The 15395-nt window shown below is 36.3% G+C and carries 13 protein-coding genes and 1 riboswitch; of the genes, 8 read left to right on the top strand and 5 right to left on the bottom strand.

Features of this window, described 5'->3' with window-relative positions:
* The first annotated feature begins 178 nt into the window (after nucleotides 1-178).
* Entirely contained in the window at nucleotides 179-643 is a 465-nt protein-coding gene (locus IGL28_RS10860; protein WP_081128516.1) for a hypothetical protein, read from the top strand.
* A 706-nt stretch (nucleotides 644-1349) separates the two neighbouring features.
* Complete coding sequence (locus tag IGL28_RS10855) at nucleotides 1350-1976, top strand: hypothetical protein (protein ID WP_010720766.1); 627 nt, start codon at nucleotides 1350-1352, stop codon at nucleotides 1974-1976.
* 171 nt (nucleotides 1977-2147) lie between these two features.
* Here the strand turns inward: IGL28_RS10855 and IGL28_RS10850 are convergent, their stop codons facing one another.
* Nucleotides 2148-3257: an ABC transporter ATP-binding protein gene (locus IGL28_RS10850; protein WP_010720765.1), complete on the bottom strand. Its 1110-nt coding sequence runs from the start codon at nucleotides 3255-3257 to the stop codon at nucleotides 2148-2150.
* Between the two features lie 175 nt (nucleotides 3258-3432).
* Between IGL28_RS10850 and mgsA the strand changes: the two genes are divergently transcribed.
* Together mgsA and IGL28_RS10840 are read left to right on the top strand one after the other, a co-directional pair.
* Complete coding sequence (gene mgsA, locus IGL28_RS10845; RefSeq protein ID WP_014834468.1) at nucleotides 3433-3858, top strand: methylglyoxal synthase; 426 nt, start codon at nucleotides 3433-3435, stop codon at nucleotides 3856-3858.
* A gap of 155 nt (nucleotides 3859-4013) precedes the next feature.
* A riboswitch (THF riboswitch) is annotated at nucleotides 4014-4112 on the top strand.
* 37 nt (nucleotides 4113-4149) lie between these two features.
* Entirely contained in the window at nucleotides 4150-4686 is a 537-nt protein-coding gene (locus tag IGL28_RS10840) for a folate family ECF transporter S component (protein ID WP_010720763.1), read from the top strand.
* Between the two features lie 330 nt (nucleotides 4687-5016).
* On the opposite strand, the gene IGL28_RS10835 is transcribed toward IGL28_RS10840, so the two are convergent.
* Together IGL28_RS10835 and IGL28_RS10830 are read right to left on the bottom strand one after the other, a co-directional pair.
* Complete coding sequence (locus IGL28_RS10835; RefSeq protein ID WP_438843956.1) at nucleotides 5017-5448, bottom strand: thioredoxin family protein; 432 nt, start codon at nucleotides 5446-5448, stop codon at nucleotides 5017-5019.
* Between the two features lie 13 nt (nucleotides 5449-5461).
* On the bottom strand, nucleotides 5462-6304 hold the full coding sequence (locus IGL28_RS10830) for a hypothetical protein (protein ID WP_081128520.1): 843 nt from the start codon (nucleotides 6302-6304) through the stop codon (nucleotides 5462-5464).
* 299 nt (nucleotides 6305-6603) lie between these two features.
* Here IGL28_RS10830 and IGL28_RS10825 point away from each other — a divergent pair, with 299 nt between their 5' ends.
* Nucleotides 6604-7494 (top strand): helix-turn-helix domain-containing protein, encoded by an 891-nt coding sequence (locus tag IGL28_RS10825; protein ID WP_081128522.1) that lies wholly within the window; start codon nucleotides 6604-6606, stop codon nucleotides 7492-7494.
* Nucleotides 7495-7777: 283 nt separating this feature from the next.
* Here IGL28_RS10825 and IGL28_RS10820 read toward each other — a convergent pair whose 3' ends face one another.
* Together IGL28_RS10820 and IGL28_RS10815 are read right to left on the bottom strand one after the other, a co-directional pair.
* Nucleotides 7778-9544, bottom strand: a complete 1767-nt coding sequence (locus IGL28_RS10820) for an ABC transporter ATP-binding protein (protein WP_010737174.1) — start codon at nucleotides 9542-9544, stop codon at nucleotides 7778-7780.
* A 1-nt stretch (nucleotide 9545) separates the two neighbouring features.
* Nucleotides 9546-11261, bottom strand: coding sequence for an ABC transporter ATP-binding protein (locus IGL28_RS10815; protein ID WP_438843955.1), 1716 nt, complete (start codon nucleotides 11259-11261; stop codon nucleotides 9546-9548).
* A 374-nt stretch (nucleotides 11262-11635) separates the two neighbouring features.
* Between IGL28_RS10815 and IGL28_RS10810 the strand changes: the two genes are divergently transcribed.
* The 3 genes from IGL28_RS10810 (at nucleotide 11636) to IGL28_RS10800 (ending at nucleotide 15383) form a co-directional block, all read left to right on the top strand.
* Nucleotides 11636-14404, top strand: a complete 2769-nt coding sequence (locus IGL28_RS10810; RefSeq protein ID WP_081128524.1) for a sigma 54-interacting transcriptional regulator — start codon at nucleotides 11636-11638, stop codon at nucleotides 14402-14404.
* A 76-nt stretch (nucleotides 14405-14480) separates the two neighbouring features.
* On the top strand, nucleotides 14481-14900 hold the full coding sequence (locus tag IGL28_RS10805) for a PTS sugar transporter subunit IIA (protein WP_010720759.1): 420 nt from the start codon (nucleotides 14481-14483) through the stop codon (nucleotides 14898-14900).
* Between the two features lie 12 nt (nucleotides 14901-14912).
* On the top strand, nucleotides 14913-15383 hold the full coding sequence (locus tag IGL28_RS10800; protein ID WP_010720758.1) for a PTS sugar transporter subunit IIB: 471 nt from the start codon (nucleotides 14913-14915) through the stop codon (nucleotides 15381-15383).
* The last annotated feature ends 12 nt before the right edge of the window (nucleotides 15384-15395 follow it).

Here is a 15395-nt window from a genome sequence, read left to right as displayed (position 1 = left end):
TAATCTCAGTTTAAGATCATAATCGTTCATGTATTTAAGAATGGCTAACGGTTTAGACCGAAAAATAGTTTCTTATGAAAATAAATTTTTTTAGAATAAAACGATACTATAATCATAAATGAACACGATGAATTTTTAGAACTTATTTTGATTACTAAGGAGAAAGAAGGGTGAGTTAATGAACAAAATGAACCAATCGATTGTTTTGGGGTTAACATTGATTACCGTTGGCGGATCAATTGCCCCTGTTACCAATGTATTTGCTTCAGAAAAAGCTACGAACTTTACTGCCACAAACGAATTTGATAAATACTACAACGATTTATCAAATGAAAAGAAAGTAGAATTTGAACGATTAGTATCCGGTGCTCACTTATCCCAAGTGGAGCAATTACAAATATTAAAAGAAAAATACGAGTCCGATAGACAACCAACTCCTCGCTGGAAAATTGCCGTCATTAAAAAGATAGCCAAATGGTTAGTAGCTAAAACAGGTGAAAAAACGGTAAGTGATGTTACTAATTACTTATTCGAATGGCAAGATAATTTAGAACAAGGTGCAGAAAATTGGTTAGTGAATCACGGGTGGAATAGAACCGCAGCTCATTGGACTGTTAAGACTGCTAGCTTCATTTTCTTATAGGATGAGTGTAAGAAAATGAAAGGAACAAAGAGACTGATTTTTTGGGGACTGACACTATTTTTTTGTGTATCTAATTTCATTAGATTATTCATTCATGATGATTTTGGAAAAACAGTAAGAGTTTATTTCAGGGATGTTCCTGCCTATCTAAAAGTAATTTTTTTTATCGTGTTCATACTGTTGTTTTGGTGGAGCTATCCTTATAAAAAAGAAAAAAATTTTTTTGATTGAAGTAAAACAACCAAAAATAAACCTGTCATAAACTTCAGTGAGGGTAGACGGGTTTATTTTTGTATTAAAATCAGCAACCATTAAAATGGACTATACTTCAAGAGGGTGAGCCCAGTGTATCTCGTTGTTTTAGTGTGTATACCTTAGGGTAGGAAATTAGAATGATACTGGGGCTAAATAGGGTTCCAGGAAATATTGTTGTTGACATGTACATAGGGCGTACTTCTTTTTTGTATTTATCTTTCATCTATATAGACAAAAATTGAAGGAGATGATGTAGCTAGCAGAGACTGTAGTTTAAAACATATTTCTTGTATAAGCTTCATTCAAAATTTACTTTATCTGGTGTCGGATAATTGAATACATGAAAAAGGCTCATTCAACATTTTTCTGATTGATGTGTCTTGACACATCTTGTTGTTAAAGTTAAAATAAGAAATCATAAAGGTGTCAAGACACATTAGGAGAGAAAAAAATGAAAAAAAAATCAGTACGATCCCTGACTATTTCTGCCTTGTTGATAGCTATGGGGGTTATTATTCCAATGGTTATGCCAAAAATCATGATTCCACCTGCTTCTTTTACTTTGGCTTCTCATGTACCCATATTTATTGCGATGTTTTTTTCACCAGGAATTGCGATTACCGTTGCTTTGGGTACAACATTTGGCTTCTTTTTGACCACACCAGTAATTATTGCGCTGCGTGCATTATCTCATTTGATTTTTGCAGTGATTGGTTCTTGGTATTTGCAAAAGAAACCAGAAATCGTTTTAAAAAATGGCCAATTTACTTTAGCCAACTGGCGCTTCCAAAGTTTCAATTTTGTGATAGGTATCATTCATTCGATTGCGGAAATGTTAGTGGTTAGTGTCTTTTTCTTTGTAGGGAACATGCCAGAAACTTATTATTCTGAAGGCTATTTTTATACAGTCTTTATCCTAATGGGGATTGGTGGGTTGATCCATAGTTTAGTCGATTACAATATTGCTTATTTTGTAGCCGGAACATTGAGCAAATACTTTGATATTCCAGTTTTCACTAAAGCTAAGCAAGTAAGTCAGAAGACACCTTCAACGAAATCAATCAAGAAAATGGCTTGAAAAAAGTACCATTATCAATCAGTTTTTCCTCTTTAACTAGAGATAACTCCTTTAAAATGAATAAGCCGAAAGTGCTGTGTATGAACACAGCACTTTCGGCTTATTTGTTATAGTTCTAGCTTTTGGCATAGTTTCTGCTAAAATTTACATCAAAAGCTGATTTTTTAATTTTTATGGCAATCCGATCACTTCTTCAGTTGATTTGTCAAAGAAATGTCCTTTGCTGATATTGAATGCTAAGTCGACCATTTCCCCTGGTTTATGGAAGTCACGTGCATCGACTTTTGAAATAAATTCAGTTGTACCTGTTCGGGTATAAAGCATGGTTTCTGCACCTAACAATTCTGATACAACAACTTCTGAATGAACAACTGCTTCGGGTTGTGCTTCTAACACCACTTGTTCACTGTGGATATCTTCAGGGCGAATACCAAAAACAACTTCTTTCCCTTCATAGCCTTTTTCAACTAAGACTTTGTTTTTTCCTTCAGGGATTTTTAATTTTAAGCCATGACCGTCACTGATTACTCCATTGTTTAAAGTAACGTTGAAGAAGTTCATTGCGGGTGAACCGATAAAGCCTGCGACGAACATATTGACTGGTGTGTCATACACTTCTTTTGGCGTACCGATCTGTTGGATAAAGCCATCTTTCATGATAACGATACGATCTGCCATCGTCATTGCTTCTGTTTGGTCGTGGGTTACATAGATGGTTGTTGTTTCTAAACGTTGATGGAGTTTGGCGATCTCAGCACGCATCGCTACCCGTAATTTTGCATCTAAGTTTGATAATGGTTCATCCATCAAGAAAACTTTTGCATCACGAACGATGGCACGTCCTAAAGCAACCCGTTGACGTTGGCCACCTGAGAGAGCAGCAGGTTTACGTTTCAAATATTCAGTAAGCCCTAAAATCTCAGCAGCATTTTCTACCCGTTTTTTGATGTCTGCTTTGTCATACTTTCTCAACTTCAACCCAAAAGCCATATTGTCAAATACAGTCATGTGTGGGTATAACGCATAGTTCTGGAATACCATAGCGATATCACGATCTTTTGGTGCTACATCATTCATCACTTTACCGCCGATGCTTAATTCTCCTTCCGAGATATCTTCTAGCCCAGCAATCATTCTTAATGTAGTTGATTTTCCACAACCAGAAGGTCCAACAAAGACAATAAATTCACGATCATCGATTGCTAAGTTAAAATCCGTTACGGAATAATTTTCTGCGTTGTCATATTGTTTGTATACATGTTTCAGTGCCATTTCTACCATGATTCATTCCACGCTTTCTGTTTAGTTTTAATGTTGAATTAAGTATAGATGAAAGCGTTATCTACGCTCAATGGCAACTTGAACAAGAATTGATTGTCTTTTTGGGCAATATGCTACACCTTGAGGTAAAATAGAGAGTAGGAATAAGATGTTGAGAGAGGAAAGGATGATCAATATGAAAATTGCTTTAATAGCTCATGACCGCAAAAAGCCCTTGATGATCAAGTTGACAACCGCCTATAAGGCAATCCTGGAAAAACATGAATTATTCGCAACTGGGACAACAGGTGGTAAAATCACCGAAGCAACTGGCTTAAAAGTCCATCGCTTTAAATCCGGTCCTTTAGGTGGTGACCAACAAATTGGTGCAATGATCTCAGAAGATCAATTAGACCTCGTGATTTTTCTGCGAGATCCGTTGGCTGCACAGCCTCATGAACCGGATGTGACTGCACTGATCCGCTTATCGGATGTTTACGAAATTCCTTTAGCAACTAATATTGGAACAGCAGAAGTACTGTTGCGAGGACTAGAAGCTGGCTTTCTGGATTTCCGTACTGTAGTTCATGAGTTAGAAAATCGACCGTTGTCTCTGGAATAAAATTCGTTATTTGCTATTGATCGTCCATTTATGTTCGTTGAATGTGTGATTTTTCACGAACATGAATTACTTTTTATTCGGGAATGTATGTTTTTTTATTTACAGTCGTGTGTGATCTATGCTATAGTTTTGCTGGGAATGACTTCCCAAAAATAAACAGAGTAGAAAATAAAGCGTTAAGTGCTGAGAGGATGGGATGTTGCCTCTTTGACGAAGGACAAGTTGTTCGCGGTTTTATTTTCGCATTCGCTGCATGTAGGATGTAGCAGCTCTTAAAGGAGATGCTAAGAAATGAAGAAAAATCGGTTAGACGCACGCATGATCGCTATCATGGGATTGTTGATTGCTTTGATGGTCACTTTATCCCGTTTGGTATCGATCGAAACCCCTTTTGTGAAGATCAGTGTCACATTTATTCCACAAATGATCATGGGGATTTTATTTGGCCCGTTTTGGTCTGGAATTGGGGGTGTATTAGCTGACTTAGTAGGAATGGCGTTATTTTCAAAAACAGCTTTCTTCATTGGTTTTACTTTGAATGCCTTTATTGAAGGAGCAATTTATGGTTTCTTTTTTTATCGAAAAGAGATTACTTGGAAAAATTCGCTATTAGCTACACTTTCGGTCACGCTGATCATTAATTTGCTATTGACTCCTTTGTGGCTAGCGATGATGTATCATGTTCCATTATTTAGTTGGATCGTCTGGGCACCAAGGTTATTAAAAACAGTCGTTTGGATTCCTATTCAAACCATTGCGATGTATTACGTCGGACGTAGTATTCCATACAAAAAGATTTTAAGAAGTATGACTCTTCACGCAAAATAGTCAACTCAGAAAACAAAGAAGCAACCTTCCCATCCCAGAAGGTTGCTTCTTTTGCTTATTTATTGTAAGAAAGGAGACGTTTATTTCTATAAAATAGTGAACAACGATTGAAAGAGATGATATATGGCCATACCACCTAGAATACTACTGATGATGGTCAAAAGGATTGTGACACTTTTAGAGGGCTTTGTTAATGAAAGATAGTAATAGGCAAGCCCAATTTGAAGATTGAAGTAGAAAATAGCACTTCCAGATCTAAAATTAGGGAAAAGTGTCATAATAATATTTATACACAGTGATATCTTTAACAATTCTTTGTACCAATTCTTTTTAGCCATTTAGGATAAACTCCTTGATTGCTTTTTCATTTTTTAGGCCAATTATTCGATCAATAACTTTCCCATCCACAATTTTTATTATGGCCGGGACAGAATTAATTTCTAAGCTGTCAGCCATTATTTCCAACTTATCCTCATTCTCTTTACGAGCGTTATCTGTATTATAATATCCCATAGATTGGTGCTGGTTGTTTAGTACTTTTCGCAAAATAGGCTCAAATTCTTTACATTGGGGGCATGTAGGTCTCCCTACATAAACAAATAAAGTATCCTTTCCATTCATTATTTTTTCTAAAGAAATACTATCCACTTCATATAAACCTTCTTTAGATGTTGCCATTTGAGTATAGACATATAAAATAGTAGGTAAACTAAAAATAATTAAAATGAAACACATCAATTTTTTTGGATTAATATTTATCATAAACACAACCAGTTTATAATTTAAAACATGCGACTACTCCACCGATGGCACCACCAGCAAGAGCGACAAAACCTGTTATACAAGCAGCACATACTAATGGAACTGCAAGACAAGCAGCAGCACATGTAGGGGCAATGATGTTAGCAACTGCACGGCTTATTCCTAAAACAATTGCTAGACAGGCTGCTTTTTCAGCCATTCCACGGGCTTGCTTCAAATGAAGAAACTCACTTTGAACTTCTTGTAACTGTTTTTTCAATTCATTATTTGGTATAAATTTATCTTCAAGAATTTGGTGAGTCATTTCTTCGCCATTGGAAAATGTTCTAATCTCGAAAGTATCTTCTTCTGATTGAGTGATCAAAGATTCTTGGACTCCCTTAATGTTGTACATCATATCAAAGATTACCGTAACACTGCTGAATAGATTATAGTGTTCATTTGTGATTGGTACAGTCAATGAATAATAATCTTTATTTTCTCCATTTTCACTTATAATTTGTAACGCTGTAGCATTGTCCAATGTTAAATATTTTTCTGAAACATGTAATTGAATAGTAGAGTCAAGTTTAGATGAAAATACATCCATTAGTTTGTTTTTTTCTTTCGAGCTAATTTCTTTTGCTGTTTCAGACAAAATGACCATATTTTTAACGATTGATGTAGCTTCTTTCGAATTTATACCAGGGACCGTCACTGGATTACTTTCAAAATAGGTACTAATCGTTTGTGTCACTGGCACATAGTCAGTCTCTTGAATCATCTCTGCATTGACAATCATAGAAAAGTTAGGAATGATAAAGGAAGCTAGAGTTATAACAGCAATAAGACTTATAATGAATTTGTTTTTTAACATATTTTTTTAATTCCTTTCGATGATCCAGTTTAAGTAAAAAATAGTTACTCTTAGTCGTGTGAATTCTTACATAACATTTCTTTTTTGTACTTTGCAGTAAAAATAAGCACTTTATAACAATTTAGTGAATAAAACATAATCACCAAATAACTATATTCACAAATCTCCTGATATTTTCTCCTTTACTATTATTTAAAGCGCTTTTATTGCTTCTATCCATAGTATAGAATGAAAACGAGTAAATTATTTTATATGGTATCAATAGTCACATTGAATTTAAAAAAGGAAGTGAACGACGAATGGAAATTCATGAATTACTACGTAAATTTCGAAAGGAAAGGGGGTTATCTCAAAAAGAGTTAGCACATAAAATAACTTCTAGAGAATCTTTAGTAAAATACGAAAGTGGTAAAAATCAGATTCCATTGATTCCTTTATTAGCTTTTTTAAAAAAGATGAACATTGAGTTAGACGAATGTTTATTTTATTTAAATAAAATAAACGGAAATCATCCAAGACAAAAGTTAAATCAGCTACTTAGTCAATTGGAAGATGTCAAGTTACCAATTGACGACCGATTAAGAAATTTAGAATTAGATATCAAAAAAACAAAAAGCATTGTTGATAAGCGGAATTATCTAATAGCTAAAGGCTATCAATGGCATTTACTACCGAATGATGAAAGAAAGTTTACCCTACATGATAAGGTTTATATCAAAGCGATCATGAACCATCTAGAAAAAGTAGCAGAATATGGTCGTTTTGAAATAGTCACATTTACTTCACTGGCTTTTCTTTTTACAACAGAATTTATTCAAATGCAAGCTTCGAAAGTAGAAAGAATGGGTGATAACGAAAATTTTCTCTCTTCACTTTGCACGTTGTATCATGTTCTCTTTCTTTTAATGCTAGAAAGAAAAGAAAGCGGCTATTCAAAAGAATATCTAGAAAAATTAAAGATGGTTCGAGGTAGACTAGTGACACCACAAAAAACAGAGGTACACGAAAGGTTTGACGATTTGCTACTGAATAGCTTGGTCGAGCGTACAGCTAATCCTAAGCAATTAACAGATTTTTTTATGGGGATAAGGTTAATTGGTGCAACTCAACTTGAAGAGGAGTTTCTTTTAGCTTTAAAAAAATATGAGAGACTTTATGGTCTTTCTCTTTTACCTTCAATTATAGAATAAAAACCGTTGGTAGTAAGGAAGTTTTGGGCAGCTAAGCTATTTAAAGATGAGCTAGGGATGAAATGTTTTGCTTTTGTTTTTTTATGAAGAAGTATAGTTTTGATAACCATTTACATATAAAGTGAGTCATGTCGCAAAGACGTTGTTCATGTTTTAGGAGTGAATGAATAGGTTCTTTTAATGCTTTTCTCTAATAAAATAATAACTGTCCCACAAAAGTTAGTGAAAAACTAGCTCTTGAGGGACAGTTACACTGATTTATTACAACTACTTTTTGATTCAGTTAACTATTTTTAGTAAACTGCGCTTGATATAGTTGATGGTAGTACCCGTCTTTTTGTAGTAATTCATCGTGGGTACCCATCTCAACGATGGCGCCTTGCTCCATGACTAAGATTTGATCGGCATTTTTGATTGTCGATAAACGGTGGGCAATCACAAAGCTCGTTTTGCCTTCCATCATTGTTAAAAAGGCATCTTGAATTTTCTTTTCCGTCAAAGTATCGACTGAACTAGTTGCTTCATCTAGGATCAACATAGGAGGATTGCTGATCATTGTACGGGCGATCGTTAACAATTGTCTTTGTCCGTCAGAGATTTTCAGTCCTTGTCCGCCGATTTTTGTTGCTAACTTTTCAGGCAAGCGTTCCACAAATTCATACATATACGAAGCTTTGAGTGCTTGATTGATTTCTTCATCACTAGCATCTGGATTGCCATACTGTAGATTTTCTTTTAACGTACTGTCAAAGAGCCAAGTATCTTGTAAAACCATTCCAAAGCTTTTTCGCAAGCTATCTCTTTGGATATCTCGAATATCATACCCGTCGATCGTAATAGTTCCACCTGTCGCATCATAAAAACGCATCAACAGGTTAACTAACGTGGATTTACCAGCACCAGTCTTACCTACAATCGCAATCGTTTGCCCTGGTTTAGCAACGAAACTGAAATTTTCGATCAATCGTTGACTTGGTTCATAAGAAAAGGATACATGATTGAACGCTACTTCACCTTTGATTGTTGCTGGATTCAACGCATAAGCATTAGGTTCATCTGGCGTTTCTTCGGGTTGATCGATGAGTTCAAAGGCACGTTCTAATCCAGAAAAAGCGGTTTGGATCTGTGTCGTGATTCCAGAAAGTTCAATAAACGGTTTAGAAAACTGACTAGAATAGATCGTAAAACTAGAGATCACACCGACTGTAATGGCTGAGCCACTTCTTAATGCTAGTAAACCACCAACTAATCCAATCGAAAGATAAGCTAAGTGATCCACAAAACGAGAAGACGGATTCGTCAAAGAAGAAGAAAATTGGGCACGTTGTCCTTTTTGATAAAGATCAGTGTTCAATGCTTGGAATTGTCGTTGATTCATTTCTTCTTGTTGAAAGGCTTTGACGATTTTTTGATTCCCAATCCGTTCGGTAACAAAGCCAGAGATATTCCCGATAATCTTTTGTTGATTGTCAAAGTCGTTTTGTGATGCACGGGCAACGATCCAACTCACAAGAAAAATGATCGGTGTGGAGCAAATCACGACGAGTGTCAATAAAGGACTAAGGCGTAACATAAATATAAAAGACAAGACGATGATAGCCACGCCGGCAAACATTTGGTTAAACGCCGCAGAGATCGCAATGGAAATATTATCCATATCGTTGGTAAAACGACTAACGATATTCCCGTGTGAATTTTGATCATAGTAACGAAGCGGTAATTTATTCAAACGTGCAAAGGCATCTTTTCTTAATTTTGCTACGGAAAGATAAGCCAAGCGATTACTTAAGACTTGGATCAGCCATTGACTGATCACGTTGATCAATACGATCCCGCCAAATAATAATAAGAGGTGGAACAATTGAGCAAATCGAACTTGACCTGCGCCGATCATTTGGTCAATACTTTGACCAATCTGTAAAGTCATTACCACAGTAGCGATCCCGTTGATGATCCCTAAAAGGATCGCAAACCAGATATCTTTTGAATAGGCTGTAAGGTAAGGAACGAATCGTTTGAGGGTTTTCCAGGATAATTTTTTTGTTTTCATCTTATTCTTCCTCCTGTGATGCGACGATTTCGCGATACTCAACGGAATCCTTCAATAAATCTTCATGTTTCCCTTGCGCAACGATCTTTCCTTGATCCATCACGAGGATCTTATGTGCTTCTTGAATCGAGCGGATTCGTTGAGAAATAATAATGACTGTCGTATCTAGTGAGGTTTGTAATGCTTTTCTTAAGTTAAGATCGGTTTGATAATCTAACGCGCTTAAAGAATCATCTAAAATCAATAATTCAGGTTTGGCAATTAACGCACGTGCAATCGTTAGCCGTTGTTTTTGACCGCCAGAAAAGTTTTTTCCGTTTTCCATTACCTTTGTTTCTAATCCTTTAGGAAGTTGTCGAACAAAATCTTCTGCTTGAGCAATTCTAAGAGCTTCCCAACATTCTTCATCTGTGGCATCTTCTTTTCCCCATTGAAGGTTTTCACGGATAGTTCCAGTGAATAAAACAGCGGTTTGAGGAACTTGTGAGATTTGGCTTCTTAAAGGATCAAGTTTCCATGAGCGAACATCCACGTCATCAAAAGCAACGGAACCTGCGTTGACGTCATAGAAACGTGGAATCAATTGAGTTAAAGTTGTTTTTCCGCTACCGGTTGGTCCAATGATCCCCAAAACCGTGTTTCGTTTCAAAGCAAAAGTAATGTCTTGTAAAGATAATCCTGACTTTTCAGTATAACGAAAGTCGACATGTTCAAATTGAACGATGTTTTCGGATTGGAAATTCGGTGTCAAGGCATCTTCTGCATCTGTCAGTGTAATGTCAGTTTCTAGGACTTCTTTGACCCGATTACCTGAAGCTTCGGCCCGGGTAAAGATAACGACCAGGTTAGATACGACGATCAATGCCAGTAACATTTGATTCATGTAATTGATCAACGCAAGGACTTGACCTTGTTGCAAATGTCCGATATTGACTTTGATCCCACCAACAGTCAACAAACAAATAATACCGATATTCATGATCAATGTGGTAGCCGGTGATAAGAGAGCTGAGATGTTTGAAACACGTAAATAGTTTTTAGCTAATTCATCGGTGTCCTCATCAAAAGTATCAATTTCTGTTTTTGTGCGGAAGAATGCCCGAATTACACGAACACCGCTTAGATTTTGACTAACCGTTTCATTTAAACGATCCAGTTTTTCTTGGACTTTTTGGTACAGTGGAATTGTTTTTTTGATGATAAAGTATAAAATGATTGAAAAAATCGGTAGGATAGCTAAGAAAAACAAGCCGATTTCCCAGTCAATCACAAAGGCCATGACGACTGAACCGATACTTAGAAATGGCGCACGGATCAATAAACGGATTACCATGGCTAATGCTAATTGGAGTTGGTTGATGTCGTTCGTCATTCGAGTGATCAATGTATCTGTACCAAAATGATTTAATTCACTATGTGAAAAGGAATTGATTTTCTTGATTAGTTGATTTCTAAGCTCAGTACCAAATCCTTGTGAAGCTATTGAAGCATAATATTGACAAATGATCGCACAAATCAATCCAACAACTGACATCACGACCATCCAGATCCCCATTTGGATGATCACACCACGATCATTCATCTTTAGACCGTTATCAATCAATGAGGCCATCAATAATGGCAAAATCAATTCAAAGACAGCTTCTAAGAATTTAAAAACGGGACCCAGAATGATTTGTTTACGGTAATCTCTTGCATAACGCAATAACTGAATCATATGATTCCTCCTAAAATATATTTACCATTAGCTAAGAAAAAGCCAAATAAATTTTCTCGAATTTCTTTCTTAGCTACTTAAACGGTAGGCACGGATTTAAGAGAAAGGGGAGTCAGTTGCAAGAAATTTCTGTCTATTTTACATTGATGACCCTTTGTCTTAAACGAGTACTTTCCTATGTATAAGTAGGTACTCTCACATTGTATCTTATGAAATTTAGAATGAAAAGTGAATAAGCCTTTTCATAAATGAAACTTTGAAGTGAATTAGCAAAAAAAGTCATTGACGAATCTCGTTTGTTTCTCCTTCTTTTTAGATAAAAATAGCTATTGACAAAATGAATGCGTTTCCTATGATGGAGAAGAGGTGAGAGAATGTTAAAAGAAGAAATCCAAGATTATTTAGAAAATCAAACGGCATTTATCGATTTAGCACAATTAAGTGATGTTTTTACAGCGAAATATTTAGCAGCATACTTTAAAGTGAAACGTAATACGGTCAGTCATTATCTTAATCAATTAAATGAAGCTGGCATTTTGGTTAAGATCAATTCTCGTCCGGTCTATTACTTTCATAAAATGGCTTTTGAACAGCAATTTTTTGCTTTAAGTAAAACGTATTATGCCTCAACTGAAGAAATTAGGGCTGAACAGCCTATTTTTTCAAGAAGTAAAGATCTTTTTTCTTTAGTGATCGGTCACGAAGCAAGCCTGAAAGAAAGCATTGAACAAATCAAAACAGCTCTTTTTTATCCAGATGGTGGGCTACCTGTGTTATTAACTGGAGAAAGTGGTACAGGGAAAAGCTTCTTAGTCAATATCGTTTATCAATACTGTTTAGAACATGATCTCTTACCAGAAAATGCGCCTTTCGTGACGTTGAATTGTGCTCAATATGCCGACAATCCAGAATTGTTGACGAGTAATTTATTTGGACATGTCAGTGGAGCATACACCGGTGCGACACAAGATAAGATTGGCGCTTTTGAGGCAGCCGATGGGGGATTATTATTTTTAGATGAAGTTCATCGACTTAGCCCTGAAGGACAAGAAAAATTGTTTACGTATCTGGATCAAGGGATTATTTATCGAATGGGAGAAACGAATCAGGGGAAAAAAGTCGATGTTCGGCTCTTCTTTGCTACGACTGAAGAAGTCACCAAACATTTTCTGCCCACTTTTATGCGTCGGATTCCTTTTAAGATTGATCTGCCTTCTTTACGTGCTCGTGGAAAAGAAGAACGATTGGAGCTGATTTATTCTTTTTTCTTAAATGAACAAAGAAAAATCGAGCGACCAATGAAAGTGAGTGGTCAAGTGCTGTCATTATTGACGAACCAAAGTTTTTCGGGAAACATCGGCGAATTGAAAAATAGCGTAAAAGTAGCTGTAGCCAAAGCATTCGCTGAACAAAAAGAGGAAGAGAGCCTATCGATCAAACTCCAACATTTACAAAGATATCTTTTGAAGGTTCCCCATCAAGACAGCCCAGCCCAATCAGCTGTGTGGATCACTGAGAAAAAAGAATTAGCTCATTTGGTTGAAAAAAGACAACCAGAACAGGAGCGAATGATCCGCTGCTTTGAACAACTATTATTGACCTTTAAGAAAAATGGCGCAACAGTAAGTAACTGTGAGGAAAAATTAAAAGAAGAAGTCGTTTATTTATTTGATTTTTTACTCTTTGAAACGAGTCGCCAAGAAAAACATGAACTACTAGTCTACTGGTTGCACTCCATTCGAGAAACGCTAAAACAAATGGAAAGTGCCTATCAGATCAAGTTTGATGGTAACAGCGTCTATGCTCTAAGTTATTATCTCTATCAAAGAAGCACAGTAAAGTGGTTACCAGAAGATGGGGAAATCGAACAATTGATCAAGGAACTAGACCGCCAGTTAGAACTAATGTATCCAGCAAACTATCACTACGCCCATCGGATCTTGGAATTGACACAAGCTAAGTTAGATTTAGAAGTTACTTTATTAGATCATATTTTATTAACGATCTATTTGAGACGGACGAAATGGACAAAAGAACAAAGTGTGCCTAAAGCAATCATTGCTGCTCATGGTTATGCTACCGCTAGTAGTATGGCAAACGTCGCTAATCGACTGTTGGGAAATGATCTGTTTGAATCCTTTGATATGCCCTTAGATGTGACACCCCAACAAATTGCGGATGAAATGATTGATTACAGTAATCGTCATGATATCTCTAATGGACTGATCATTTTAGTTGATATGGGCTCGCTAAAAGAAATCCATCAACTATTCAAAGATCAGGTCTTTGCCCCAATCGTTATTTTGAATAATGTGACAACACCATTAGTTATCAGTATTGGAGAAAAAATGCAAAAAATGACTGATCTGGAAGAAATCGTCAAGGAAGCGGTGGCCTCCTTGGAAGCAGAGTGGACGATCATTTACCCTCAAAAAAATAAACAAAAAGCATTACTGATCACTTGCATGACGGGGATCGGAACGGCTGTCCATATGAGTGAACTACTTGAAAAAAGTTTACCAGCAAACAGCGCACTTAAAATCATCCCTTATGAATACCAAGTATTAACCCAAAGAAAATTAACGGAATCGGTTTTTTCGATGTACGATGTGATTGGCATCATTGGGACAACGAATCCTCAAATCGACACGATGCCATATCTTTCGTTAGAGTCATTGATTTCAGGAGAGAAAATGGATGAACTTGTTCAATGGCTGGCTCCTATTTTTTCATTGAAAGAACAAGCTAACTTTGATCAGCAATTTGTCCGAAATTTTTCATTAGAAAAAGTACTGGAGTCGGTGACGATCCTTGATACAGAAAAAGTGATGACAGAAATCGAGCTGTTTATGCGTGAATTGGAGATGCGTTTTGATAAGAACATCACGACGCCACAAAAGATCGCCCTTTTTGTCCATGTCAGTTGTTTGATCGAGCGATTGATCCGGCAGATCCCGATTGAAAGTTACCATGGTCAAGAACAGTTGTTACAGTGTCAAAAAGAAACCTTGGATCGAATCAAAGAAGCATTTAGTGTCATCGAAGAACATTATAGTGTCACGATCCCACCATCAGAAGTCGCTTATATTTATGATATTCTCGAAAATGTAGAGGATAAAATAGGCTCAGAAGAAGAATTTTAATCGTAAGCAAGATACCGCCACTATGTTGGCACGTATCTTGCTTTATTTGTAGTGAGAGTAAGAAAGAGGTGGAAACATGGAAAGAACAATTATTCTAGCCTCCCATGGACGTTTTGCTTCAGGGATTTTAGATTCTTTGGAACTTATTTTTGGTAAAACGCATTCGATCCTAGCGTTAGATTGCTATGGAACTGAAACGTTTGATTTAGCAAAATCAGTGCAGCAATTGATCAACGATCATCAAGGGCAGGAGTTGATCATCATCACTGACTTATTTGGTGGCAGTGTAAACAATGAATTTTTGCAGTACATTAACCGACCGAATATCTACTTGATTGCTGGTTTGAATCTGCCATTGTTGATCGAGATTGCCACAAAAATTGAGACAGCTGATTCAATCGTTGAATTGATCCATCAGGTTTTGAATGATTCAAAAGAAATGATCCAATTTTGTAATGAAAGTATCGAAAAAAAAATGGAAGAAGAAGAATTTTAGGAGGGATTGGAAATGATTATTTTAACAAGAGTCGATCATCGTTTATTGCATGGTCAAGTCGCTTTTTCTTGGACACAATCAATTGGGGCAGATTGTATTTTGATCGCAAATGATGATGTGCCAAACAATGAAATACGCAAAACAACCATTAAGCTGGCAAAGCCACAAGGAGTGAAACTAGTGATCAAATCGATTGAAGATTCGATCGCTGCATTACAAAGTGGCGTAACGGATAAATATAAACTATTTATCGTAGTAGAGTCTGTGAAAGATGCGTATCAATTAGCAAAAGCTTGTCCACAGATCAAGCAAATCAATTTAGGTGGGATTAAAGCAAAGGAAGGAACGCGGAGTCTAGGTAAAGCGGTCAACGTATTACCTGAAGAAGAAAAATTGTTGGAACAAATGATCGCTGATGGGATAGAAGTAGAAATTCGTCAAGTACCAGCAGATAAAAAAATAGCAGCAAAGGAAGTCTTATGAGAAAGGAAGAAT

The organism is Enterococcus sp. AZ077 (genome assembly GCF_051714965.1).
Classification (GTDB): Bacteria; Bacillota; Bacilli; order Lactobacillales; family Enterococcaceae; genus Enterococcus_B; species Enterococcus_B hirae.
This window is presented reverse-complemented; position numbering and strand designations above follow the sequence as displayed.

Coding starts and splice junctions, on each gene's coding strand:
- IGL28_RS10860 (WP_081128516.1), top strand. CDS start 179: ATGAACAAAATGAACCAATCGATTGTTTTGGGGTTAACATTGATTACC.
- IGL28_RS10855 (WP_010720766.1), top strand. CDS start 1,350: ATGAAAAAAAAATCAGTACGATCCCTGACTATTTCTGCCTTGTTGATA.
- IGL28_RS10850 (WP_010720765.1), bottom strand. CDS start 3,257: ATGGTAGAAATGGCACTGAAACATGTATACAAACAATATGACAACGCA.
- mgsA (WP_014834468.1), top strand. CDS start 3,433: ATGAAAATTGCTTTAATAGCTCATGACCGCAAAAAGCCCTTGATGATC.
- IGL28_RS10840 (WP_010720763.1), top strand. CDS start 4,150: ATGAAGAAAAATCGGTTAGACGCACGCATGATCGCTATCATGGGATTG.
- IGL28_RS10835 (WP_438843956.1), bottom strand. CDS start 5,448: ATGATAAATATTAATCCAAAAAAATTGATGTGTTTCATTTTAATTATT.
- IGL28_RS10830 (WP_081128520.1), bottom strand. CDS start 6,304: ATGTTAAAAAACAAATTCATTATAAGTCTTATTGCTGTTATAACTCTA.
- IGL28_RS10825 (WP_081128522.1), top strand. CDS start 6,604: ATGGAAATTCATGAATTACTACGTAAATTTCGAAAGGAAAGGGGGTTA.
- IGL28_RS10820 (WP_010737174.1), bottom strand. CDS start 9,544: ATGAAAACAAAAAAATTATCCTGGAAAACCCTCAAACGATTCGTTCCT.
- IGL28_RS10815 (WP_438843955.1), bottom strand. CDS start 11,261: ATGATTCAGTTATTGCGTTATGCAAGAGATTACCGTAAACAAATCATT.
- IGL28_RS10810 (WP_081128524.1), top strand. CDS start 11,636: ATGTTAAAAGAAGAAATCCAAGATTATTTAGAAAATCAAACGGCATTT.
- IGL28_RS10805 (WP_010720759.1), top strand. CDS start 14,481: ATGGAAAGAACAATTATTCTAGCCTCCCATGGACGTTTTGCTTCAGGG.
- IGL28_RS10800 (WP_010720758.1), top strand. CDS start 14,913: ATGATTATTTTAACAAGAGTCGATCATCGTTTATTGCATGGTCAAGTC.